Source organism: Massilia niabensis, from assembly GCF_042655085.1.
Lineage (GTDB): Bacteria > Pseudomonadota > Gammaproteobacteria > Burkholderiales > Burkholderiaceae_D > Telluria > Telluria niabensis.
This window is the reverse complement of the sequence record NZ_JBHSMU010000003.1, coordinates 413,762-436,211: the sequence shown is the minus strand read 5'-3', so window position 1 is coordinate 436,211 and position 22,450 is coordinate 413,762. Positions and strand designations below refer to the sequence as shown.

Sequence of the window (22,450 nt, the reverse complement as noted above, 5' to 3'; positions counted from 1 at the left end):
TGATATGAACGACGAATTATTGAGCGACGATTACTTGACCATTGCCGGGCGCCGCTACCGCTCGCGCCTGCTGGTGGGCAGCGGCAAATACCGCGACCTCGACGAGACGCGCGCCGCCACCCTGGCCGCCGAAGCCGAGATCGTGACGGTGGCGATCCGCCGCGTGAACATCGGCCAGGACCCGCATGCCCCGAGCCTGCTCGACGTGCTGCCGCCGGACCAGTTCACGATCCTGCCCAACACGGCCGGCTGCTACAACGCCCGCGACGCCGTCTACACGCTGCAGATGGCACGCGAGCTGCTGGGCGGGCACAAGCTCGTCAAGCTGGAAGTGCTGGGCGACGAGAAGACCCTGTTCCCGCACATGCCGGAAACCCTGATCGCGGCCGAGACCCTGGTGCGCGACGGCTTCGAGGTGATGGTCTACTGCAGCGACGATCCGGTGCAGGCGAAGATCCTGCAGGAGATCGGTTGCGTGGCCGTGATGCCGCTGGCGTCCCTGATCGGTTCGGGCATGGGCATCCTCAACCCGTGGAACCTGTCGCTGATCGTCGAGCAGGCGACGGTGCCGGTGCTGGTGGACGCCGGCGTCGGGACGGCGTCGGACGCGGCCATCGCGATGGAGCTCGGCTGCGACGGCGTGTTGATGAACACGGCAATCGCCGGCGCGCGCGAGCCGGTGCGCATGGCGCGCGCGATGAAGCTGGCGGTGCAGGCCGGGCGCGAGGCGTATCTGGCGGGGCGCATGCCGAAGCGATTTACGGCTTCGCCCTCGTCGCCCACCGAGGGGCGCGTCGCGTGACGGCGCCTGCCCGTGTGCCCGCGGTACTGGTCTTTGCCGGGCTCGATCCCAGCGGCGGCGCCGGTCTCGCGGCCGACGTGCTGGCCATCGCCGCCCAGGGCGCGCACGCGCTGCCGGTGGCCACCGCGCTCACGGTGCAGGACAACAACCGGGTCCATGCCGTGGCGCCGGTCGATACGGCCTGCGTGCTGGGCCAGGCGCAGGCGCTGCTCGACACCTGCGACGTGCGCGCGGTGAAGATCGGCATCCCCGGCAACCGCGCCAACGCGCTGGCCATCGCCGGCCTGCTGGGCCGGCTGCGCGAGCGCCAGCCGGGAGTGCCGGTCGTTCTCGACCCGGTGCTGGCGAGCGGCCATGGCGACCCGCTCGGCGAGGGCGATCCGCTGGAAGCCATGGCCGCATTGCTGGCCGTGGCCACCATCGCGCTGCCGAACGAACCGGAAGCGCGCGCCATCGCCGGCTTGCCGGTGGCCCAGCTCCTGGTCACGGGCGGGCATGGCGACGGCAGGTTCGTCACCAACTGCTGGTATGCCGGTGGCCGGCTGGTGCACCGCTGGCGCCGCCCGCGCTTGGCCGGCGCCTTCCACGGCAGCGGCTGCACGCTGGCGGCGGCGCTGGCGGCCCGGCTGGCGCTGGGCGAGGGCATGTTCGAGGCCCTGAGCGCGGCCCAGGCCTACTGCCACGCCACGCTGGCGCAATCGTTCGCGATTGCACCGGGGCAGCGCATCCCGCGCCGCTTCATCCACCCATCCACCTGAAAGGACGCCATGCGAGGCTTGTATCTCGTCACCCCGAACTGGAACGACACCGACAGGCTGCTGGCGGCGACCGAGGCCGCCCTGCGCGGCGGCGCGGCCATGGTCCAGTACCGCAACAAGGAAGCCGACGACGCGCTGCGGCGCGAGCAGGGCGCTGCGCTGCTGGCGCTGTGCCGGCGCCACCGCCGTCCGCTTGTCATCAACGACCATATGGACCTGTGCCTGCGGCTCGACGCCGAAGGCGTGCACCTGGGCGCCTCCGACCTGGCGCTGGCGGACGCGCGCGCGCTCCTGGGCCCCGGGAAGATCGTCGGCGCCTCCTGTTACGGCGACCCCGGTCTCGCGCAGGCGGCCCAGGTCGCCGGCGCGACTTACGTCGCCTTCGGAGGCTTTTATCCGTCGCTCGTGAAGAAATACGATTTCGTCACGCCGCCGTCGCTGCTCGAGGCCGCCCGCACCTTCCTTACCGTGCCAATCGTGGTCATCGGCGGCATGACACCGGCGAACGCGGCGCCGCTGGTTGCGCGTGGGGCGGGCATGGTTGCCGCCATTACCGCCGTGTACGGCGACCCGGAGCCGGAGGAGGCCGCGCGCCGCTTCGCTGCCTTGTTCGGCGTGGCCGGATAGTTGTAGCGGCGAGACAGCGCAACGATTCGGGATGGTCTGCTATTTATTGCCGTGCGGCAAAATCATATAATGCGGGAATCTTCTTCTCTCTGACCTACGGAACCACCATGGACACTACCTTGATGAACGACGGCGTGTACGAAGCGCTCGCCTTCAAGCTCGGCAACGAGGAATACGGCATCAAGATCCTGAAAGTGCAGGAAATCCGCGGCTACGAATCGGTCACCCGCATCGCCAGCGCCCCGGAGCACGTCAAGGGCGTGGTCAACCTGCGCGGCACGATCGTCCCGATCGTCGACATGCGCATCAAGTTCAAGCTCGGCGAGCCGACCTATAACCAGTTCACCGTCGTGATCATCCTGAACATCCAGGACCGCGTGGTCGGCATGGTGGTCGATTCGGTGTCGGACGTGATTTCGCTGACGGCCGAGCAGATCAAGCCCGCGCCGGACATGGGCGGCGCGCTCAACACCGACTACCTGGTAGGCCTCGGCACGGTCGACGAACGCATGATCATCCTGGTCGACATCGACCGCCTGATGTCGTCCGAGGAAATGGGCGTCATCGACAGCGCCGCCACTGCCTGAACGCCCGCCGCCGCCGCTCCCGACCCGCCCGCGAGGCGGGTTTTTTCATGCCGGCGCGCGCCGTGCACGCCACGGCCACGCTTCTGCCTACAATAGCGTCATCGACATCCACCAAGAGAAGAACACGATGCGCCTGCTCCGCCTGCTCGTCCACACCCGGCGTCACCCGTCCGCCATCCTGCTGCTGGCCCAACTGCTCGGCATGGTCCTGTACCCGTTCCTGGAAGACACCCGCTACGGCCACGTCGCGTTCAACGCCTTCGGCATCGTGATCCTGACCTTCACCATCCGCATGGTGCGCCGCACGCCGGGCCACACCTGGTTCAGCGTGGCGATGTCGGTGCCGATCATCGCACTGCTGTCGGCGCAAATCCTGTTCGACATGCCTTACCTGCAGCCCTGGTCCTCGGGGATCGAGGCGGTGTTCTATTTCTATGCCGCCGCCAGCCTGATCATGTACATGCTGGCCGACCGGCGCGTGACGACCGACGAGCTGTTCGCGGCCGGCGCCACGTTTACCCTGCTGGCCTGGGGTTTCACCCACCTCTACCTGGTGGTGCAGGCGCTGGCGCCCGGATCCTTCGCGGCGGCGGTGAACCCCGAGCTGCCGCGCAGCTGGACCGAACTCAATTACCTGAGCTTCGCGCTGCTGTCCTCGACCGGCATCGGCGACGTGATTCCGCTGACCGTGCACGCGCGTTCGCTGGCCAGCATCGAAATGTTCGCCGGCCTGATGTACCTGGCGGCGGTGGTGGCAAGGCTGATCGGGCTCACCATGCAGCCGCACAAGTAGGGTGGTCGGCTCCACCCGGTAATCGGCATTTACGCGGCCTGTGCGCCGCCACGCGTTCAACCGGCTCGCGAAACCTCGCGTCGCCTCATCTGCAGCTTGAACGCGTGGGCGGCGTCACTGCCGCGTGGATGCAGTCACCCGGGTGGAGCCGACCACCCTACGTCCCGTGCGGACGTATCGGGTGACAGTGCAAACGAAAAAAAGGACGCCGAAGCGTCCTTTTTTCTTTTACGGCGTGAAGTGAATTACATGCCGCAGCCCAGTGCCTTGATGCGGTCATAGGCAGCTTTTGCCTGGACCAGACCGAAGCCGTACTTGGTGTCGCGGCCGGCGGTACCCAGGTCGAGCGCGCTCTTGCCCAGCGAGGTGCGGATCTGCGCGCCGGTGCAGGTTGGGAAGTAGCTCCACACCAGTGCGGCCACTGCCGACACATGCGGGGTTGCCATCGAGGTGCCGTCGAAGTAGGCATAGTTCGATGCCTTGATGCCGACGGTGGCGGTCTGGCCCAGCTGGCCTTTCATCGCCGCACCATCGGTATCGGTCGCGGTGACCGACGGGATGTTGGTCACGGTGGTGCCCAGCGTGCCGCCGAAGGCGCCAGCGGTGTTGTTGTACACCACGGCGCCGAGGCCGCCGCTCTTCTCGCAGTTCGAGACCTTGGTCGCGAAGTCGACCGTGCCGCGCGCGATCAGGCAGACCTTGCCCGAGACGGCGGTGTTGACGGCGTCGCCGATGCCGAAGTCAGCCAGCGGTGCGCTGGCGGTTTTCACTGGCGAGCCTTCCATGGCGCCCGGAGCGTAGGTGCTCGCGCCAACCGTCAGGACGGCTTCCTGGCCGGTGCCCGTCGGCACGGTGGACAGGACGCTGACGCCAGGACCGGCCAGCTCGACCTTGCTGTTGTACTGCGAGAAGGTAGCCCACTGCTTGTTCTCGTCGACGGCGCCGACCATCATCACGCTGGCATAGCCTGCTGGATACGAGATCACGGTGTTGCCGTCGTTGCCGGCAGCGGCGATGTTCAGGACACCTTTCGATTGCAGGCTGTCGAAGGCGTTCTGCTCGGTACGGCTCGAGCGGCCGCCGCCCAGCGACATGCTGATCACGTTGGCGCCCGCTGCGCCGCACTTGTTGGCAGCGGTTGCAAGGGTCGACGAATAGGCCCAGCCGGCCGCGCCGAACACCTTGACGATGTGCAGCTTGAGTGCCTTGTTCGAGTTGACGCCGACGACGCCGGTGCCGCTGTTGTTGATCGCGGCGATGGTGCCGGCCACGTGCGTGCCGTGGCTGTTCTCGTCGGTGTACCACCAGCCGGTGCCGCTGTCGTATTCGCCGGTGGCCGGGTTGGCGGCCAGGTCTTCGTGTTTCTGGTCATAGCCCGAGTCGATAATGCAGACCTTGCGGTTGCCGGCGAGCGAGTCGCTCAGCTGGTCAGCCTGCACCTGCTTGATGCCGTAAGGGACTTGCTGGCCGCTCAGGTAAGGGGTGCCGGTCGACGGGGTGGTCAGCGCAAACGGCTTGCGGATCACGTCTTCTTCGATGTATTCCACGTTCGGGTTGTTTTCCAGGCCCTTGAGGGCGGTGCGCGGCACTTCGATGGACATCGCGTTCATACCGAAGATCTCGTGCTTCACCGAGCCTTTGGCAACGGTGACGGCTGATTTGACTGCTGCTTTCGCGCCCGGCTTGAAGGCGACGATGATACGGGTGGTGTCAGGAGCGGCCGCATAGGCGGCGTTGCAGAGCATTCCGACCGCGGCAGCGGCCAGACACAGGCTGAAAGTCTTTTTTGCAGCACGAGTCATGTTTACTTCTCCGTATAAAAGCCTATCGATATGCCGCGATATCTGTGACCGCGTGCACGTTTTTATTGAAAACGCTTGGTGCCGTAATTGAACGGCTGACCTAGTGTAGGCACGAAACCTGACGGTGAGCAATTGACAAATCAATCGTGCTCGGCGGTGTTGCAATGTTGCACATCCGCACAATTGAAAACCGTATGACTCGTTTATTTAGTGCTATATTTTTGGCCCTCAGTGTTGTGCATATGCAGCATTTTTGGGGTATGCATGGCGCTTTGCGGCTTCGCATTGCCAGCGCAGGGGGCAGCGGGGTTTTCCTGGCCTTGGTATGATGGCGCGCTCCATCTCATGACAGGAAACACGATGAAAACAAAGGCAGCGATTGCATGGAAGGCGGGTCAGCCGCTGACGATCGAGGAAGTTGAACTCGACGGCCCACGGGCCGGCGAAGTACTCGTCGAAGTCAAGGCCACCGGCATTTGCCACACCGATTACTACACGCTCTCGGGCGCCGACCCGGAAGGCCTGTTCCCGGCCATCCTTGGCCATGAAGGCGCGGGCGTGGTGGTCGAGGTCGGCCCAGGCGTGACCAGCGTGCAGCGCGACGACCACGTCATTCCGCTCTACACCCCCGAATGCCGCCAGTGCAAATTCTGCCTGTCGCAAAAGACCAACCTGTGCCAGGCGATCCGCTCGACCCAGGGCCGCGGCCTGATGCCGGATGCCACGTCGCGCTTCTCGCTCGACGGCCAGCCGATCTACCATTACATGGGCACGTCGACCTTCTCGAACTACATCGTGGTGCCGGAAATCGCGCTGGCGAAAGTGCGTTCGGACGCGCCCTTCGACAAGATCTGCTACATCGGCTGCGGCGTCACCACCGGCATCGGCGCCGTGATCTTCACCGCCAAGGTGGAGGCGGGCGCGAACGTCGTCGTGTTCGGTTTGGGCGGCATCGGCCTGAACGTGATTCAGGCAGCCCGGATGGTCGGCGCCGACAAGATCATTGGCGTCGACATCAACCCGGCGCGCGAGGAAATGGCGCGCAAGTTCGGCATGACCCATTTCGTCAACCCGACCCAGGTCGGGAACGTGGTGGACGCGATCGTGGGGCTGACCGACGGCGGCGCCGACTACAGCTTCGAATGCATCGGCAACGTCACCACCATGCGCCAGGCGCTCGAGTGCTGCCACAAGGGCTGGGGCCAGTCGATCATCATCGGCGTGGCCGAGGCGGGCGCGGAAATCTCGACCCGGCCGTTCCAGCTGGTCACGGGCCGCGAGTGGAAGGGCTCGGCCTTCGGTGGCGCGCGCGGGCGCACTGACGTGCCGAAGATCGTCGACTGGTACATGGAAAACAAGATCAACATCGACGACCTGATCACCCACCACCTGCCGCTCGATCGCATCAACGAAGGCTTCGACCTGATGAAGTCGGGCGAGTCGATCCGCTCGGTCGTGGTGTACTGATCCTCCCGTTTTTTGCTGCCTGTTCCGCCAATGCGACGGTCTGTCGCACAGCGCGGGCGGGCGGCGCGGGCTTCTTCTACAGTCCTTCCATCGCCACCCGGCTCCTGGAGGACATCATGCAGACAACCCGCTTTCCTTTCTCATCCCGCACGATCAAGCACGTACTCCTGCTCAGCGCCGCCGCTGCCGCCTGCGCCGCGCCATTGCTGGCCGTGAATGCCGCGCCGCCTGGCAAGGCGCTGGAGGAGGTGCGCAGCACCCACCGCCTCGAGGGCGGCGAGCCGTATGCGCTGGTGCGCCCGGGTTCGCGTGGCGGCGTGACGAGCGGCGGCAAGCTAGGCCAAGGCAATCTCGACGATATCAAGCGCAGCGTGCAGGGCGAATTCTTCTGGTTCCGCAAGGACGGCAAGGAATACATCGTGCAGGACGCAGCGACCCTGGACCGCGTGCGCCAGGCCTGGGAGCCGACTGAGAAGCTCGGTCGCGAGATGGAAAAGCACGGCGAGGAAATGGGCCGCCACGGCAAGGCCATGGGGGCGCTCGGCAACGACATGGCGCTGGCCTCCGTGTCCCTGAACCGCACGAAGATGGAAGCCATCGGCAAGCAGATGGAAGACGCCGGCAAGCCGATGGAGGCGCTCGGCGAGAAGATGGAAGCGCTCGGCAAGCGGATGGAAGCGGAGCACGCGCAGGCCGACCGCACGGTGCGCGCCATCATCAACGAAGCCGTAACCAGCGGCGTGGCCCGTCCGGCGCCACGCCGCGGCTGATACGGTCGTTTAGTTCGCCGCTCCCTTCTGCTGCGCCGGCACGAACTCCTCCATCACCGCCTTGCGCAACAGGGCAGGCGGCACCAGTCCCTGCGCCAGCACGAAGTCGTTGAACTTCTGGCGATCAAAACGGCCGCGCAGGGCGACTTCGGCCGCCTGGCGCGTTTCCATCAGCCGCTGGTAGCCGTAGAAATACGAGGTGGCCTGGCCCGGCGCGCGGAAGGTGTAGCGCTGTACCTCCTGGGTTGCCATGCCCTCGGACAGGCCGACATCCTGCATCAGGAAAACCTTCACGCCCTCGGGCGTGATCTCGCCCAGGTTGACCATCGGGTCGAGGAAGGCGCGCGCCGCGCGCATGCCCCGCGCCTGCAGCGCGAACAGCTGGCCGTCGAGCGGCTCGTAGGGCTGCATTTCCGCTTCCGCATACAGCGCCCAGCCTTCGACGTTGACGCTGTTAAAGGCAAACACCGCGCGCGCCGTCGACACGCCGGTCTCGATCATCTTCGCAAACTGCATCTCGTGGCCCGGACGCGCTTCGTGTGCCGTGATCGACCAGGTGCCCGCCTGGTGGGTGAAGTCGTCGAACACCAGGCGCTTGCCGCTGGCGTCGGGCGGCATGCCGGTGGTGAGCACGAATTCGCCGTATTCTCCGGTATTGCCGATCAGGCGCGGAGGGCTCATGTGCGGCGCCGGCTGCGCGGCGTTCTCGGCCATCGTCGCCAGGCGGATCACGGCCTTGCGCTCCGGCAGGGTCACCACTTTCTGCTGACGCGCGGCCGCCTCCAGCGCGGCCAGGCGCTCGGCATACAGCGGCATGACCTGTTCGGTCGGGATCTGCTGTTTTTTCAGTTCCGCCATGACCACGCGGTAGTCCGCGTTCCTGAAGCCGCGCTCTTTTGCGATCAGGTTGGCGGTGATCTGCATCTGGTTGCGGATTTCCGCGAACGAGGTCAGGGATTTCGAGATCAGTTCCTGCGGGCTGATGTCGACCCCAAAATTCTTCAGGTTGTCCGCATAGACTTCGGGCGGCAGGCGGTGGTCGCTACGGGCGCGCGGCAGTATCTCCGTCTTGACGCGGGCGTTGTAAGCCGTGAGCTGCTTTTCCAGCGCATCGAAGCGGGGTTCCCAGCCTTTCAACTCGCTCTTGGCGAGCAGCTCGCGCATGCCCTTGAGCAGGGTGGGGGCGTCGTTGATCGACTGTTCGATTTCGCCTTTGTAGGGTCCCAGCAGGTTCTTGTTCGCCTTTAAGCGCTCCTGCAACCGTTCCTGCGCCAGTTCCGTCACCGGGCGGTAGCCCTTGGCCAGGCCCGTGTATTTGTCGAGCCGCACCAGGAGCGCCTGCTGGCGCGCTTTCGGGATGCGCGGGTCGAGCGTGGCGCGCACCACGCCGAACATCATGCGGGTCAGGTCGTGGTAGGGCATGAAGTACTTGCGCTGCAGGGCGCTCGTCTTGAGCTGGTCCTGGGCCTTGTCGATCAGGATCTGCAGGTCCTGCTTGACCTTGCTGTCGGTCTCGACCCGCAGGCGCTTTTGCAGCTCGGCGATGGCGGCGCGCATGTCGCGGTTGGTCGCCTCGAACTGGTCGCGCGACAGGTCCATGATCTGCTCGTCATAGCCGTCCACGCCGAGGTTGCTGGCGCTTTCGGGCGAGTATTTGGCCAGGACGTTCAGCAGCACCCTGGCGTTGGTATTGCTCTTCGTAACCCAGGCCGGCTCGGCGGCGATGACGGGCAGGCTTAGCGCCGCGGCGAGCAGGCCGCACAAAACGGTTCGGGCGAAGGGACGGGCAGGCAGCATTCGATTCCTCTGTTGTGGTGATCTTCCAAATGACTTCTAAAAAACCGAAGTAACTCATCGGTAATTACAAGTTTTCTAGTAACAATACCTGAGTAGAATCATGACCAATAATTCTTTATTAATCAACGAGAGAGCGTGAAATGAACGAATTCCTGGCGTCAAGCATGTCCTGGATTGCGATGCTGTTCGATGGGAACATGGGCTGGGCGATCCTGGTACTGGCACTCACGGTGCGGCTGGCGCTGCTTCCATTGACCCTGCACCTGTCGCGCAGGATGCTGTCGAACCAGCAGAAAATCAAAGCACTGCAACCGGAAGTGGAGGCGATCAAGGCGCGCCTCGCCGTAAAACCGGCGGAAATGCTCGGGGCCATCTCGGCTTTATACAAGGCGAATGGCGCGCACATCATGGATCGTTCCAGTGTGATCGGCTTATTGGTCCAGCTGCCGGTATTCGGCCTGCTGTATAAAGCCATCAGCAATGCCAGTTCGGGCAGCGGGCCATTCCTGTGGATAAAAAGCCTGGCATCGCCCGATGCCGCGGTAACGGCGATTGTCCTGCTGCTGACCGCGATCTCGGCGTATTACTTTCCATCGGCAGCAGGCGCACCGGCCATGTTCATGCTCGTGGTACAGGTGCTGGTCACCGCGTTTATCCTGTGGAAACTGTCGGCCGGCCTGGGCTTGTACTGGGTCGCGTCGGCATCGGTCGGCGCAGTACAAACCTTTGTGCTGCGCCACGAACGGCGCCGTATGGCGATGGCCGCTGCCGCGTGATTGCGTCCTTGTCCTGCACGCGCCGACCTACCTGCGCGCAAGGTCTTCAGGCAGATTTGCGCCGGCGTGCGCTGGCCAGGCCCGCAACCCCGACAGCCAGCAATGCAATGCTCGCCGGCTCGGGAACCTCGGTCTCCCGGACGCGCTGGAGGTAGCCGGTAGCGCCCTGGCAGACAATGTCATCCTGCCACCCACATTCGGCGCCCGGCATGCCTTCATCGCTGTTGGCATCGATAACCGTAAATTCCCGTCCAGTCGAGGCCATATCGACATGATGGAATTGATCGTTTGCGTGGATGCTGCCGGTCAGGAAGCCGTCCTCGAATGTCAGGTCCATTCGCATGAAGCCCATATTGTTATCGAACCCGCGGCCGCCTTTGGCAGAGTAATCCATCAGCTGGTCCATGCCGGGGAAGGTATAACGCAGGCTGAGAAGGCCGCGCTTCGGCGCTTTGACATTTCCGTCGAGATGATCGAAGTCGAGCTGGAAACTGCCGGCCTGGACCGTACGGTGGTCAAACTCCAGCTGGAGCGTGATGCCGGACGGGGTTTGAGCGTTCGTCCCGGTCCATTCATAGATGATACCTGCATGGCTGAGCAAAGGAAGCAAGCATAAGCCGGCGGCGGCAAGGTAAGACTTTATGTTCATTTCTACCCTTTAGTTCTGGTTTTTTTCTAAAAGCAATTAATGGGCCAGAATGCTAAGTCCTTGAATTACAAAAGCAGCTGGAATCTCGATCGCGGTTCTCGCGATGGTGTGTAAATATTCCCGACAGGAGATTTTACAATCATGCTGCGTAGCGCCATGGGGAAAGGCCCTATGTCAAACTTGCTTCTTCATTTCGTTGAGGAGCACAGCATGGCAACCGATCAGCAGCAACAGCAGGAACGGCAATCCGCGCAAGCCGCGCAAGACGATCAGCAACAGCATGCGCAACAACAGCAAGCCGAGCGCGCCCAGGCCGATACGACCGACGGCCTGGCAAACAAGAAGCCCGAAGACCTGACCCCGGAAGAATTGCGCCTGATGGCCGATACCATGCCGGGAGAAGGACCGGGAGACTGACGCTGACCGGTAGCGATCACGCCCCGCGCGGCTGGAGGGCGATGACCGCCATGCCCGCCAGCGCCAGCGTCGCGCCGGACAGGTCCCAGCGGCTGAGCGGAATGCCGTCCACGAAGCGCAGCCACAGCAGCGCCACGGCAATGTACATGCCGCCGTAGGCCGCGTAGGTGCGGCCGGCGGCGGCCGGATGCAGCGTCAGCAGCCAGGCGAACAGGGCCAGCGACACGGCCGCGGGCAGCAGCAGCCAGGGCGGCTTGCCCGCCTTGAGCACGAGCCAGGGCAGATAGCAGCCGATGATTTCGGCCAGCGCGGTGAGGGCGAACAGGCTTGCGTACTTGAGGAGTTCAGGCATGGGTTGTTGAGCTGAGCTGGCGAACGCCTGCCGGAATGAGGGAAGGTGAGACGCAGGATAAAGCGGCGGTACAGGGACGCGTGGAGCCCGTCCCTGTACCGCCGGCACGCTTAGCGCGTTACCAGATAGTACTTGATGCCCGTGGCGTTCGGCACCGCGCTTCCGGTCTGGACCAGGGCCACGTGGTTGTTGTTGGCACTGTGGAAGATGCCGAGGCCGTAGCTCTGCTGGCCGCCGATCGACGGCAGGGTGATCGCCGTATCCGGGAAGAACAGGGCGCCGGTGAAGCGCTGGTAGCTCGATGTATACGACGGGGTGTACGGATAGGTGTAGCCCGCGTTACCGGTCATGACGATCGCTTCGTCGGCCGTTCCCGAATGGCTCATCGACATGATGTTGTCGCTGATTGGCAGGCGTCCCCCATAGCGCAGCGTATCGGTACGGAAGTAATTGCCGTTCGAGGTGAACAGCAGGTCCTCGTTGCTGCTCAGGTAGAACGGTGCGTTCATCGAGTAATCGCCGTGATAGGGCGAGTCACCGACGGCGCTCACCGCGCCGCTGCCATCGAGCGTGAAGTAGCTGATGTCGGCCGGCGACAGGCCGTTCGAGATCACGAATCCCTTGTTCTTGCTGGCCGCGAAAATGCCGCGCAGCGTGCCATAAAAATAGCCGAACCCGTAGGAGCCGGTCGCCGACAGGTCGGCGCCGGTGCGCCCGTTGACGATGTACACCGACGGGCTGACCCATTGGCCACCGGTCTGCCCGACCATGTAGATCAGCCCGGCATTGGTGACGAAGGCATCCGTTTGCGAGCCGCCGGTCGCGGACGAACGCAGCAGGGTGGCGCTGTCGATGTCGACCAGGCTGACCACGCCTTCATGCAGCACTGCCGCCAGCTTGCCGTCGGCGCTGAGGCTGAATGCCTTGACGCCCAGCGGCAAGGACACCTGGCGCATCGTGCCGGTGAACGGGTCGATGATGTGCAGCGCGTTCGGGTTGGTCGCCACAGCAACGAAACGGTCGAGCCCGCGGCTGTAGCGCCATTCCAGGGGCACGAACGGCAGTGCCACATTGCTGGTGACGCTGCTGAGCGCCCTGATCGTCAGGTAGGCGATGCTGGCGCTCTTGCCGTCGCTTACGGTGACCGAGGCAACGTAGGTGCCCGCGACGTCGGGCGTAAAGGCGAGCTGGGCGCTGCCAGGCGCCGCGATCGTGGCGTTCGAACCGCTTGGGCGCCCATCGATTGCCCAGCTGTAGGTCAGGGTGTCGCCATCCTCGTCATGGCTGGTCGTGGCGGATGCAGTGACGGCGTTGCCCGACAAGACGGACACGCGGTTCTTGTCGATCACGGCAATCGGCGCCGCATTGCCGCTCTCGATGTTCAGCAGTTTTTCCGAATAGGCGCCGGCCGTATCGGTCACGCGCAGGCGCACCTGGTAACTGCCCGCGATGTCCGTGGTCAGCTGTACGGTCGAGCCGGTGGTCGCCGTCAGCGCAGCCGTGCTTGCCGCCGGTTTCCCGTCGAGTGTCCAGGTATAGGTCATGGCATCGCCATCCGCGTCGAGGCTGGTGGTGCCGCGCAGGGTCAGCGTGGTGTTCGGCGGCATGCGCAGGGTAGGGCCGGCCGGCAGCGCAATCGGGGTCGCGTTGCTGGTGATCGCGGCAACCGGGCGCTGGTTCTTCACCGAGACCGTGGTCTGGTAGCTGCTCGAGGCGCCATTCGGGTTGGTGGCGACGACCTTGACCACGTAGTCGCCCAGCACGTCCGGGGTCAGCTGGCTAAAGGCGCCGGTCGCGGAAGTGAGGGTGGCCGCGCTCGTGGCAGGCTTCGATACCAGGGTCCATGCATGGCTGAGCGTGCCGCCGTCCGGGTCGCGGCTCGTTGCGCTGCTCAGTCCGACCAGGTAGCCGACCGCCGCCTGCACGGTATTCGAACCGGCGTCCGCCGTCACGTTGGTGACCGTGCCGAGTACCACCGTTTGCGGGGCGTTGCCGAGCGCTTCGATCGGGTAGACGGTTTCGCTGTAGGCGCCGGATGGATCGGTGCCACGGGCCCGCACCTTGTACAGGCCCACTGCATCGGTGACCAGGCGCGCGGTGCCGCTGCCGATGGTCAGGCTGGTACGGCTTGCCGTGGGACGCTCGACCAGGTCCCAGACCGTGGTGACCGGGTCGCCGTCGGCATCGAAGCTGCCGTTGCCGTCGAGCAGGACAATCGCGCCCACCGTCACGCCGCGCGTCGGCAGCACGGTCGGCACCGCGCTGTAGCTGGCGCTCATCGACAGCGTCATGGTCGGGGCCGCATTCTGGCGCACCACGATCGTCGCCTGCCGTTCGGCAAAAGCGCCACGGCTGTCGGTCACGCGCAAGCCAAGCACGTAAGTGCCGGCCAGGTCGGGCCTGAAGGCCAGTTGCGAGGCCGGAGCGGCCGGCACGACGAGGCTACTGCCGGCCGGTTTGGATACCAGCGTCCAGGTGTGGCTGATCGCGTCCCCGTCCGGGTCCTTGCTGGCGCCGGCGTCGAGCACGACATTGCTTCCGGTAAAGGTCGAGACGTCGGCGGCGTCCGCACCCACGGCCACCTGGCCCGACAGGGTCAGGGTCGGCAGGGGCGCGGCATTGGCCACCGGCGCCGGTGGCGGGGTTGGGGTATCGCTACCGCCACCACCGCCGCAGCCGGCGAGCAAACTAACTAGGAGCGCAGCAGCGCCCGCGTGGGTGCGCATGCTGCGCCACATCGTCGTTCTCATTGAGGAGTTTTCCCTGGTCATTTTCATTGCCGGCTTTATCTGTGCCGGTGTATTGATATTTTGCAAACCTGCCAATTGTTGATGTCAACTGGTGCACAAGTATTGCTGCGCTTCGAAGGCTACCAAAAATTTCCAGGGGAAAATGCGCACTTTGTCACGAAGTTGCCTCGTTAATATTTCTATGTCAGCATGGGGCATCACCTTCTGAAGCCTATCCCATGCATCGATTCACCCGTCTTGCCCTATCGGGCGCCATCCTTGGCGGCGCCGCCGCGCTTGCCCCCGCCTCCGCCCAGACCGCGCCGGAACGCCCGGCCACCTCCTTCCCCTACACGCCCGGCCTGGACGTCAAGTCGATGGACAAGAGCGCGGACCCCTGCGTCGACTTCTACCAGTACGCCTGCGGCGGCTGGATGAAGAACAACCCCGTGCCGGCCGACCAGGCGCGCTGGTCGGTCTACAGCAAGCTGGCGCAGGACAACCAGCGCTACCTGTGGGGCATCCTCGACGGGCTGGCACGGCAAATGACCGGCCGCAACGCCACCCAGCAAAAGATCGGCGACTATTTCGGCGCCTGCATGGACGAGCGCGCCATCGCGCAACGCGGCGCGGCCCCGCTGCAACCCTGGCTTGCGCAGATCGACGCCATGCGCTCGAAGCAGGAACTGCCGCGCCTGCTGGCGGCATTGCAGCTCACCCTGTCGAACGAGGATTTCTTCTTCGGCTTCAGCTCGAACCAGGACTTCGGCGATTCGACCCGCGTGATCGCCTTTGCCAGCGGCGGTGGCCTGGGCCTGCCGGACCGCGACTATTACCTGAAGACCGATGCACGCTCGAAGGCGATCCGGGCGAAGTATGCCGCCCACCTGGCGACCATGTTCGGCCTGGTAGGCGAGTCGTCGGCGGTGGCGAAGCGCTCGGCGGCGACCGTGATGCGCATCGAAACGGCGCTGGCCAAAGCCTCGCTGACCAGGGTCGAGAAGCGCGATCCATATAAACTGTTTAACAAGGCAGACCTGAAGCGCTTGCAGCAGATGACGCCGGGCTTCGACTGGAAGGTGTACCTGGCGGAGATCGGCCAGCCGGGCCTGGCGGTGTTCAACGTCACCGAGCCAAAATTCTTCAGGGCATTCGGCCAGCAACTGCGCACCAACGACCTGGCGGCCATCAAGACCTACCTGCGCTGGCACGTACTGGAAAGCATGGCGCCGGCGCTGTCGCCCCAGTTCGACGAGCCGCATTTCGCCTTCTTCAGCAAGACGCTGCGCGGCGTCGAGCGCCAGCAGCCGCGCTGGAAGCGCTGCGTGCAGCTGGTCGACGCCCAGCTCGGCGAAGCGCTCGGCCAGGAATTCGTCAGCCGCGCATTCTCGCCGGAGCTCAAAGCGAAATCGCTGCACATGACGCGCCAGGTCGAGGAGGCGATGGCGAAGGATATCGAGTCACTGGAATGGATGAGCGCCCAGACCAAGAAGCGCGCGCGCGAAAAACTCGACGCCATCGTCAACAAGATCGGCTACCCGGACACCTGGCGTGACTACACGGCCTACGAGGTGCGCGCCAATGACTTCGCCGGGAACGTCGTGCGCGGCACGCTGTTCGAGAACCGGCGCCAGCTGGCCAAGATCGGCAAGCCGCTCGACCGCAGCGAGTGGCTGATGACACCGCCGACGGTGAATGCCTATTTCAACCCGCAGATGAACGACATCAATTTTCCGGCCGGCGTGCTGCAGCCGCCGCTGTTCGACCCGAAGATGGACGATGCGCCGAACTACGGCAACACCGGCGGCACCATCGGCCACGAACTGACCCATGCTTTTGATGACGAGGGGCGCCAGTTCGATGCCAAAGGCAACCTGAAGGATTGGTGGACGAAAAAGGATGGCAAGGAGTTCAACGAGCGCGCCCAGTGCATCGCCGACCAGTACGCCGGCTATACGGTGGTGGACAATATCAAGATCAACAGCAAGCTGACGCTGGGCGAAGACGTGGCCGACCTCGGCGGCGTGATCCTCGGCTGGATGGCCTGGAAGGCGCAGATGGCGAGCATGCCCCAGCAAGCCCAACCAAAGGGCGAGCTGCGCGATGGCCTCACGCCGGAGCAGCGCTTTTTTGTCGGCTACGCACAATGGGCCTGCGAAAACGATCGTCCGGAAAACCTGCGCGTGACCGCGGTGACCGATCCGCACTCGCCGGGCAAATACCGGGTGAACGGGGTCGTGATCAACATGCCGGAATTCGAGCAGGCATTCCAGTGCAAGAAGGGCCAGCCGATGGTGGCTGCCAAGCGCTGCAGGGTGTGGTAACGGCGGACTTGAAATGAAAATGCCGCCCAGGAGATCCCGGGCGGCATCGGAATTTACCTGCATCAGGCCGCATCAAGCGGCCTGGGGCATTAGTGCGTGTTGATCTTGCCGCGCCATGCACCCGTTTCCGAGCCACGCGCTTCCAGCATTTCCTTGTAGTTCGACAGGTTCGCACGGGTTTCCATGCGCACGGCGCCGAGGGCGTCGCCGATGGCTTCCAGCACGCCTTCCGGCTTGTAGTCCATTTGCAGCGTCACGCGGGTGACCGAATCCGAAATCTTGTGGAAGGTCACGACGCCGGCGTTGTGCACGCCGCCGATGCTGCGCCAGGCGATGCGCTTGTCCGGGACCTGCTCGGTGATTTCCGCATCCCACTCTTTGTCTTCGCCGGCAATGTTGGCTTTCCAGTGCAGGCGCTTGTCGTCGAGCTGGCGAATTTCTTTCACGCTCTTCATGAACTGCGGGAAGTCCTCGAACTGGGTGAACTGGTTGTAGGCAGTACGCACCGGAACATTCACCTCGATCGACTCGATAATCGACGAATCGCCGCTCGAGTTGTTCTTCTGCTTCATTTTCTTCGACAGCATCATTCCGCCGACTGCAAGTGCGGCGACAGTAACCACTCGATTAAGCATGTGTCTCTCCTTTAGCGATGAATAGGGCTAACAAAACTAGGTCTGCACGCTACGACAAACGACAGGCCCGACCCGAAGCGCGTACAGACCCGGGGCTTGATATGGTTGGGTCGAAGCGGGCCACGCAATAGTTCGCGTATTTGTCGTTAAGTTAAGCGAATTTCTGAACAGGTGGCGCGCGGGAGAAGTTGCGTGCTGTTACTGCTGAGTTAAATGAAGTTGCCGCGAGATGTCATCCGACATGCAACTTTTAGTAGAAGAAACCTTTTAATTATTGCGGGTAAATGCATGCGCATTTATTCACGATTCTTGTGCCGATCCCGTCTTTCGTCGCCGGACTGGATGGGCATACAGTAAATCGCGGCGGTATAATGGCCGCATGAATCTCCTTCACAATCTCAATCCCGAACAATTGGCCGCGGTTACGCTGCCGTCGCAAAGTGCTCTCATCCTGGCCGGTGCCGGCTCGGGCAAGACCCGCGTGCTGACGACCCGCATCGCCTGGCTGATCCAGACCGGGCAGGTGTCGCCCGCCGGCATCATGGCGGTGACGTTCACCAACAAGGCCGCGAAGGAGATGCTCACGCGCCTGTCGACGATGCTCCCCGTGAACACGCGCGGCATGTGGATCGGCACCTTCCACGGCCTGTGCAACCGCCTGCTGCGTACGCACTACCGTGACGCCGCGCTGCCGCAATCGTTCCAGATCCTCGATTCGCAAGACCAGCTCTCGATGATCAAGCGCATGCTCAAGGCAGCGAATGTCGACGACGAGAAGTACCCGGCCAAGAACCTGATGTACTTCATCAATAATGCGAAGGACCAGGGACTGCGGGCCGACAAGGTCGAGGCCTACGACCCGATCGAACGCAAGATGGTCGAGCTCTACGCGCTGTACGACCAGCAATGCCAGCGCGAGGGCGTGGTCGATTTCGCCGAGCTGCTGCTGCGTGCCTACGAGCTCCTGTCGCGCAACACACCGCTGCGCCAGCATTACCAGATGCGCTTCAAGCACGTGCTGGTCGACGAGTTCCAGGATACCAACGACCTGCAATACAACCTGTTGAAACTCCTGGCCGGCCATAACGAAGGCATGGGCGGCGTCATCTTCGCCGTCGGCGACGACGACCAGAGCATTTATGCCTTCCGCGGCGCCAATGTCGGCAACATGCAGGCCTTCGAGCGCGACTTCCGCGTGCAGAACCTCATCAAGCTCGAGCAGAACTACCGCTCGCACGGCCACATCCTCGACAGCGCCAACTTCCTGATCGCCAATAACACGAAGCGCCTGGGTAAAAATTTGCGGACCGACGCCGGGCAGGGAGAGCCGGTGCGCATCTACGAAGCGTCCTCCGACCTCGAAGAAGCGCAGTGGATCATCGAGGAAGCCAAGAGCCTGATGGGCGAGGGCGTGGCGCGCAGCGAAATCGCCATCCTGTACCGCTCGAACGCGCAAAGCCGCGTCATCGAGCATGCCCTGTTTGCGGCTGGCATTCCGTACACCGTCTACGGCGGCCTGCGCTACTTCCAGCGCGCCGAGGTCAAGCATGCGATTGCTTACCTGCAGCTGATGGACAACCCGCACAATGATTCGGCTTTCTTGCGCGTGGTGAATTTCCCGACGCGGGGCATCGGCGTGCGCTCGATCGAGCAGCTGCAAATGGCGGCCGATACCTATGGCATCTCGCTGTATGCGGCTGTCCCCTACATGACCGGAAAGGCGGGCACCTCGCTGGGCGCTTTCGTGAAGCTGGTCGAGGGCGCGCGTTTCGAGACGCAACAATTGGCGCTGCCGGAAATGGTGCGCGTCGTGCTCGAGCGCAGCAACCTGCTGACGCACTACGCCAACGAAAAGGAAGGCGCCGACCGCATCGAAAACCTGGAGCAGATGGTCAACGCGGCGACCCAGTTCGTGCAGGAAGAAGGTTTTGGACAGTTCGCCCCGGCCCACCTGGGTCCGCCGTCCCAGGCGCAAGTTGGGGACGCCGTCGTGTACCAGGATGGCATTGAGATCCTGGACGCCGACGCGCCGCTGCCCTCGGTCATGTCGCCGCTGTCGGCTTTCCTGTCGCATGCCTCGCTGGAAGCGGGCGACGCCCAGGCCCAGGCCGGGCAGGACGCGATGCAGCTGATGACGGTGCACTCCGCCAAGGGCCTCGAGTTCGACGCCGTGTTCATCACGGGCCTGGAAGAGGGCCTGTTCCCGCACGAAAGCAGCGCGCGCGAACTCGACGGCGTGGACGAGGAGCGGCGCCTGATGTACGTGGCGATCACCCGCGCCCGCAAGCGGCTATATATGAGCTTTACCCAGCAGCGCATGCTGCACGGCCAGACGCGCTACAACATGAAGTCGCGTTTCTTCGACGAGCTGCCGGAAGAGGCATTGAAGTGGCTCTCGCCGCGCGTGCAGAGCCACTGGTTCGCCAACAAGAAGGCGCCCAACGCCTGGGACGACGCCGCCTTCCGCAATGCCGGCAGCGACAATAAAATCGCCCAGCAGCTCACCCAGAAGTCAGGCAGCAGCAGTTCGGGCTGGCGCATCGGCGAAACGGTGGCGCACGCCAAGTTCGGCGAAGGCGTGATCGTGAATATCGAGGGTGGGGCGGGCGCGGCCCGGGCGCAGATCAATTTCGGCCCGTCGGGGATCAAGGTGCTGGATCTGTCGGTGGCGAAGCTGGAGCGGGTCAGCCGCTGATCGTGGTGTGTGCTTGGGTGGGGCACTCCGTGCCCCACCCGGCAAAACCGAATGGCGAATGGCCTACTTCTCCATGTTCACGCGCCCATTGTCCGCCGTCTCGACCGGCTTCCCGAAAATCTGCCTGTACCCCGCATACATCGCGCATTGCAGCAGCAGGATGAACAGGAAGATCAACCACATCACCAGCACGCGCCCGAGGACCGAGCCGCCCATCAGCATGGCGACCACGACGGACAGCGCCAGCAGGATGCCGAACCAGCTCATCAGGAGCACCAGGAACACGCGCGCGCTGCGCAGGACGGCGAAGAAGCTGTAAAAGATCGCCTTGCCCGGCAACATGCGCTGCCAGTAGATCAGCGGCGCGGCGAAGGACAGGGCGATGAGCACGCTCACGTTCAGGGCCGATAGCGCGAACATCTTGACGAACTCCCAGCCAGCGACCTGCGGCACGTTTTTCGGGTCGTCCGGCTGGGCAACCTGGCGCATCAGTTCGAGATCGATGGAGAAGCGCGCGAGCAGCGTCAGCAGCACCGACACGCCCAGGTAGATCAGGCCGATCTTGCACAACTCCCCGATCACCGGCTTGCGAAAGCCCGTCAGCAGCACGACAGGGGTCACGCGCTCGCCGTTCTCGATCATCAGGCAGGCCTTCATGAAGGCCATCGAGAACGACGGAATCAGGATGAAGGCCAGCATCGGGCCAAGGTAGGGCACAGCGCTGACCAGCAGGCTGATCAGGATGTTGGCGAACAGCAGGGTGGTCAGCGCGGCGGGCTGTTTGCGGAACAGGCCGGTACCTTCCTTCAGCCAGTTCCAGCCAGTAATTGCGGGCATGTTATTCATTCGTGGTTGGCCAGGCCCGGCGCCGGGTTGGCAATGCGGTCGCGCAGGATGCGCTCGAAATGGGTCGGATCGTGCGGCGTCAGCATTTCTGCGGCACGCGGCACGTGCAGGTCGTACAGGCGCGACAGCCAGAAGCGCAGCGCAGCGGCGCGCAGCATCGGCTGCCAGGCGCTTGCCTCGTCGCGGGTGAACGGGCGCACCGCCGCATAGGCATCGAGCAGGGCGCGCACGCGCGGCCCATCGAGCTTGCCGGTCTCGAGGTCGATGCACCAGTCGTTGACGGTCACGGCCAGGTCGAACAGCCAGGTGTCGACGCCGGCGAAATAGAAATCGAAACAGCCGGAGAGGCGCTCGCCGACGAACATCACGTTATTGCGGAATAGGTCGGCATGCACGGGGCCGCGCGCCAGCCCGGCGTAGGAGTCTGTGCCGGCAAAGTCGGACTGGTAAGCGATCTCGTCCTGCAAGAGGCGCGCGTTCTCCGGCGCCAGGAACGGCAGGACGCGCGGCGCCGTGGCCTGCCACCAGTCGAGGCCACGCAGGTTCGGCTGCGCCAGCGGGAAGTCATGCGCCGCCAGGTGCATGCGGGCCAGCATGGTGCCGACCTCGAAGCAGTGCACCGGCTGCGGGTCCATCTGCGAACTGCCGTCGAGCTTGCTGACGATGGCGGCCGGCTTGCCCTGCAAGGCGGCGACCAGTTCGCCGCGTGCGTTGGCGACCGGCGCCGGCACCGGGATGCCGCGCTCGGCGAGATGGCGCATCAGTTGCAGGTAGAAGGGCAGTTGCTCGAAACCGAGGTTCTCGAACACCGTCAGCACATACTCCCCGCGCTCCGTGGTCAAGAAAAAATTGCTGTTTTCGATTCCTGAAGCAATGCCCTTGAGGGCCAGTGGTTGGCCAAGGGGAAACTGATCCATCCACTGGGTGAGGTCATCGAGCGTGACCGCGGTGAAAACTGCCATTATGCGAGTAACGAGGTAGGTCGGCGAGAAGTGGCGGAAGTACTGATCAGGGCGGCTGCGCCCGGATCAGCAGCGATTTTTACATGATTATAAGTGTCAGCGGCTCGTCGGCAGCGGCGGCGGTGGCGGCACGTCCGCCGGACGCAGCATCGGTACCGTTGCCGGCGGTGCTTTGGCAGGGCTTGCGCCCGTGGCCGGCGCCGCTGCGGCCGGCCTGGCTGCCGCACCTGCAGCTGCCGCACTGGCGCGTGCCGGGAACGTCCCGGCGGCCGCGGCTGCGGCGGCTTCGGCCTCCGCAGCGGCCTTGCGCTTGGCGTTCATATCGAATTCCATCACCTGCCATTGCGGCGCGCGGAAGGCGCTGCTCTGGGCGTCGCCCGCCTGCGCGTTGCCGGCGGCCTGGTTGGGGCGCATGATGTAGCGGCTCTTGCCGCTTTGCACTTCGATTTCGGTGACCTGGCCGTTGTTGCGCTTTTCAGTGATCCGGGTGCCGCGGCGCGGTTCGATGCGGGTAGCCGGCTCGTCGCTGCCGGCCTCGATCGGTTCCGTGACCGGCGGTTGGGCAGGCGATTGTGTAGACGAGGCCGTTTGCGCGGCCGCACTGCCGGCACATGCAAGCAGGGCGAGCGAGAGGGTCAGGCGGGGAAGTGTGCGCGGCATGA

Annotated in this window: 20 protein-coding genes; 11 read left to right on the top strand and 9 right to left on the bottom strand. The window is 64.1% G+C overall.

Annotation, left to right across the window (positions count from 1 at the left end):
* Positions 1-4 precede the first annotated feature (4 nt).
* The 5 genes from ACFPN5_RS02075 to ACFPN5_RS02055 all read left to right on the top strand — a co-directional run bounded on the left by ACFPN5_RS02075 (position 5) and on the right by ACFPN5_RS02055 (position 3,567).
* On the top strand, positions 5-802 hold the full coding sequence (locus tag ACFPN5_RS02075) for a thiazole synthase (RefSeq protein ID WP_379779594.1): 798 nt from the start codon (positions 5-7) through the stop codon (positions 800-802).
* On the top strand, positions 799-1,560 hold the full coding sequence (thiD, locus tag ACFPN5_RS02070) for a bifunctional hydroxymethylpyrimidine kinase/phosphomethylpyrimidine kinase (RefSeq protein ID WP_379779592.1): 762 nt from the start codon (positions 799-801) through the stop codon (positions 1,558-1,560). The genes ACFPN5_RS02075 and thiD overlap by 4 nt, the downstream gene beginning before the upstream one ends.
* Before the next feature lie 9 nt (positions 1,561-1,569).
* A complete protein-coding gene (gene thiE, locus ACFPN5_RS02065; protein WP_379779590.1) occupies positions 1,570-2,187 on the top strand; it encodes a thiamine phosphate synthase in 618 nt (205 codons plus the stop codon).
* A 107-nt stretch (positions 2,188-2,294) separates the two neighbouring features.
* The gene (locus ACFPN5_RS02060) at positions 2,295-2,774 is read left to right on the top strand and encodes a chemotaxis protein CheW (protein ID WP_379779588.1); all 480 of its coding nucleotides are present in this window, start codon (positions 2,295-2,297) and stop codon (positions 2,772-2,774) included.
* 127 nt (positions 2,775-2,901) lie between these two features.
* Positions 2,902-3,567, top strand: coding sequence for an ion channel (locus tag ACFPN5_RS02055; protein ID WP_379779586.1), 666 nt, complete (start codon positions 2,902-2,904; stop codon positions 3,565-3,567).
* 245 nt (positions 3,568-3,812) lie between these two features.
* Here the strand turns inward: ACFPN5_RS02055 and ACFPN5_RS02050 are convergent, their stop codons facing one another.
* Positions 3,813-5,369, bottom strand: a complete 1,557-nt coding sequence (locus ACFPN5_RS02050) for a S8 family serine peptidase (RefSeq protein ID WP_379779584.1) — start codon at positions 5,367-5,369, stop codon at positions 3,813-3,815.
* Between the two features lie 360 nt (positions 5,370-5,729).
* On the opposite strand from ACFPN5_RS02050, the gene ACFPN5_RS02045 reads away from it, so the two are divergent.
* Both ACFPN5_RS02045 and ACFPN5_RS02040 read left to right on the top strand, forming a co-directional pair.
* Positions 5,730-6,836 (top strand): S-(hydroxymethyl)glutathione dehydrogenase/class III alcohol dehydrogenase, encoded by a 1,107-nt coding sequence (locus ACFPN5_RS02045; RefSeq protein WP_379779582.1) that lies wholly within the window; start codon positions 5,730-5,732, stop codon positions 6,834-6,836.
* A gap of 116 nt (positions 6,837-6,952) precedes the next feature.
* Positions 6,953-7,606 (top strand): YggN family protein, encoded by a 654-nt coding sequence (locus tag ACFPN5_RS02040; protein WP_379779580.1) that lies wholly within the window; start codon positions 6,953-6,955, stop codon positions 7,604-7,606.
* 9 nt (positions 7,607-7,615) lie between these two features.
* On the opposite strand, the gene ACFPN5_RS02035 is transcribed toward ACFPN5_RS02040, so the two are convergent.
* Complete coding sequence (locus tag ACFPN5_RS02035) at positions 7,616-9,403, bottom strand: DUF885 domain-containing protein (protein ID WP_379779578.1); 1,788 nt, start codon at positions 9,401-9,403, stop codon at positions 7,616-7,618.
* 140 nt (positions 9,404-9,543) lie between these two features.
* Between ACFPN5_RS02035 and ACFPN5_RS02030 the strand changes: the two genes are divergently transcribed.
* Entirely contained in the window at positions 9,544-10,179 is a 636-nt protein-coding gene (locus ACFPN5_RS02030; RefSeq protein WP_379779576.1) for a YidC/Oxa1 family membrane protein insertase, read from the top strand.
* A 46-nt stretch (positions 10,180-10,225) separates the two neighbouring features.
* Here ACFPN5_RS02030 and ACFPN5_RS02025 read toward each other — a convergent pair whose 3' ends face one another.
* On the bottom strand, positions 10,226-10,828 hold the full coding sequence (locus ACFPN5_RS02025; RefSeq protein WP_379779574.1) for a PEP-CTERM sorting domain-containing protein: 603 nt from the start codon (positions 10,826-10,828) through the stop codon (positions 10,226-10,228).
* Between the two features lie 210 nt (positions 10,829-11,038).
* On the opposite strand from ACFPN5_RS02025, the gene ACFPN5_RS02020 reads away from it, so the two are divergent.
* A complete protein-coding gene (locus ACFPN5_RS02020) occupies positions 11,039-11,245 on the top strand; it encodes a hypothetical protein (protein WP_379779572.1) in 207 nt (68 codons plus the stop codon).
* A gap of 16 nt (positions 11,246-11,261) precedes the next feature.
* On the opposite strand, the gene ACFPN5_RS02015 is transcribed toward ACFPN5_RS02020, so the two are convergent.
* Together ACFPN5_RS02015 and ACFPN5_RS02010 are read right to left on the bottom strand one after the other, a co-directional pair.
* On the bottom strand, positions 11,262-11,597 hold the full coding sequence (locus tag ACFPN5_RS02015) for a YnfA family protein (RefSeq protein WP_379779570.1): 336 nt from the start codon (positions 11,595-11,597) through the stop codon (positions 11,262-11,264).
* 110 nt (positions 11,598-11,707) lie between these two features.
* A complete protein-coding gene (locus tag ACFPN5_RS02010; protein WP_379779568.1) occupies positions 11,708-14,347 on the bottom strand; it encodes a PKD domain-containing protein in 2,640 nt (879 codons plus the stop codon).
* 218 nt (positions 14,348-14,565) lie between these two features.
* Here ACFPN5_RS02010 and ACFPN5_RS02005 point away from each other — a divergent pair, with 218 nt between their 5' ends.
* Positions 14,566-16,650 carry a M13 family metallopeptidase gene (locus tag ACFPN5_RS02005; protein ID WP_379779566.1) on the top strand — a complete coding sequence of 695 codons (2,085 nt, stop codon included), beginning with the start codon at positions 14,566-14,568 and terminating at the stop codon, positions 16,648-16,650.
* A gap of 89 nt (positions 16,651-16,739) precedes the next feature.
* Here ACFPN5_RS02005 and ACFPN5_RS02000 read toward each other — a convergent pair whose 3' ends face one another.
* Positions 16,740-17,285 (bottom strand): SRPBCC family protein, encoded by a 546-nt coding sequence (locus ACFPN5_RS02000; RefSeq protein WP_379779564.1) that lies wholly within the window; start codon positions 17,283-17,285, stop codon positions 16,740-16,742.
* 379 nt (positions 17,286-17,664) lie between these two features.
* On the opposite strand from ACFPN5_RS02000, the gene ACFPN5_RS01995 reads away from it, so the two are divergent.
* Positions 17,665-19,980 (top strand): UvrD-helicase domain-containing protein, encoded by a 2,316-nt coding sequence (locus ACFPN5_RS01995; protein ID WP_379779562.1) that lies wholly within the window; start codon positions 17,665-17,667, stop codon positions 19,978-19,980.
* Between the two features lie 63 nt (positions 19,981-20,043).
* Here the strand turns inward: ACFPN5_RS01995 and ACFPN5_RS01990 are convergent, their stop codons facing one another.
* The 3 genes from ACFPN5_RS01990 to ACFPN5_RS01980 form a co-directional block, all read right to left on the bottom strand.
* Positions 20,044-20,817 carry a BPSS1780 family membrane protein gene (locus ACFPN5_RS01990; protein WP_379779560.1) on the bottom strand — a complete coding sequence of 258 codons (774 nt, stop codon included), beginning with the start codon at positions 20,815-20,817 and terminating at the stop codon, positions 20,044-20,046.
* Between the two features lie 5 nt (positions 20,818-20,822).
* Positions 20,823-21,788: a homoserine kinase gene (locus tag ACFPN5_RS01985; RefSeq protein ID WP_379779558.1), complete on the bottom strand. Its 966-nt coding sequence runs from the start codon at positions 21,786-21,788 to the stop codon at positions 20,823-20,825.
* A 96-nt stretch (positions 21,789-21,884) separates the two neighbouring features.
* Complete coding sequence (locus tag ACFPN5_RS01980) at positions 21,885-22,448, bottom strand: DUF2782 domain-containing protein (RefSeq protein WP_379779556.1); 564 nt, start codon at positions 22,446-22,448, stop codon at positions 21,885-21,887.
* Positions 22,449-22,450 lie beyond the last annotated feature (2 nt).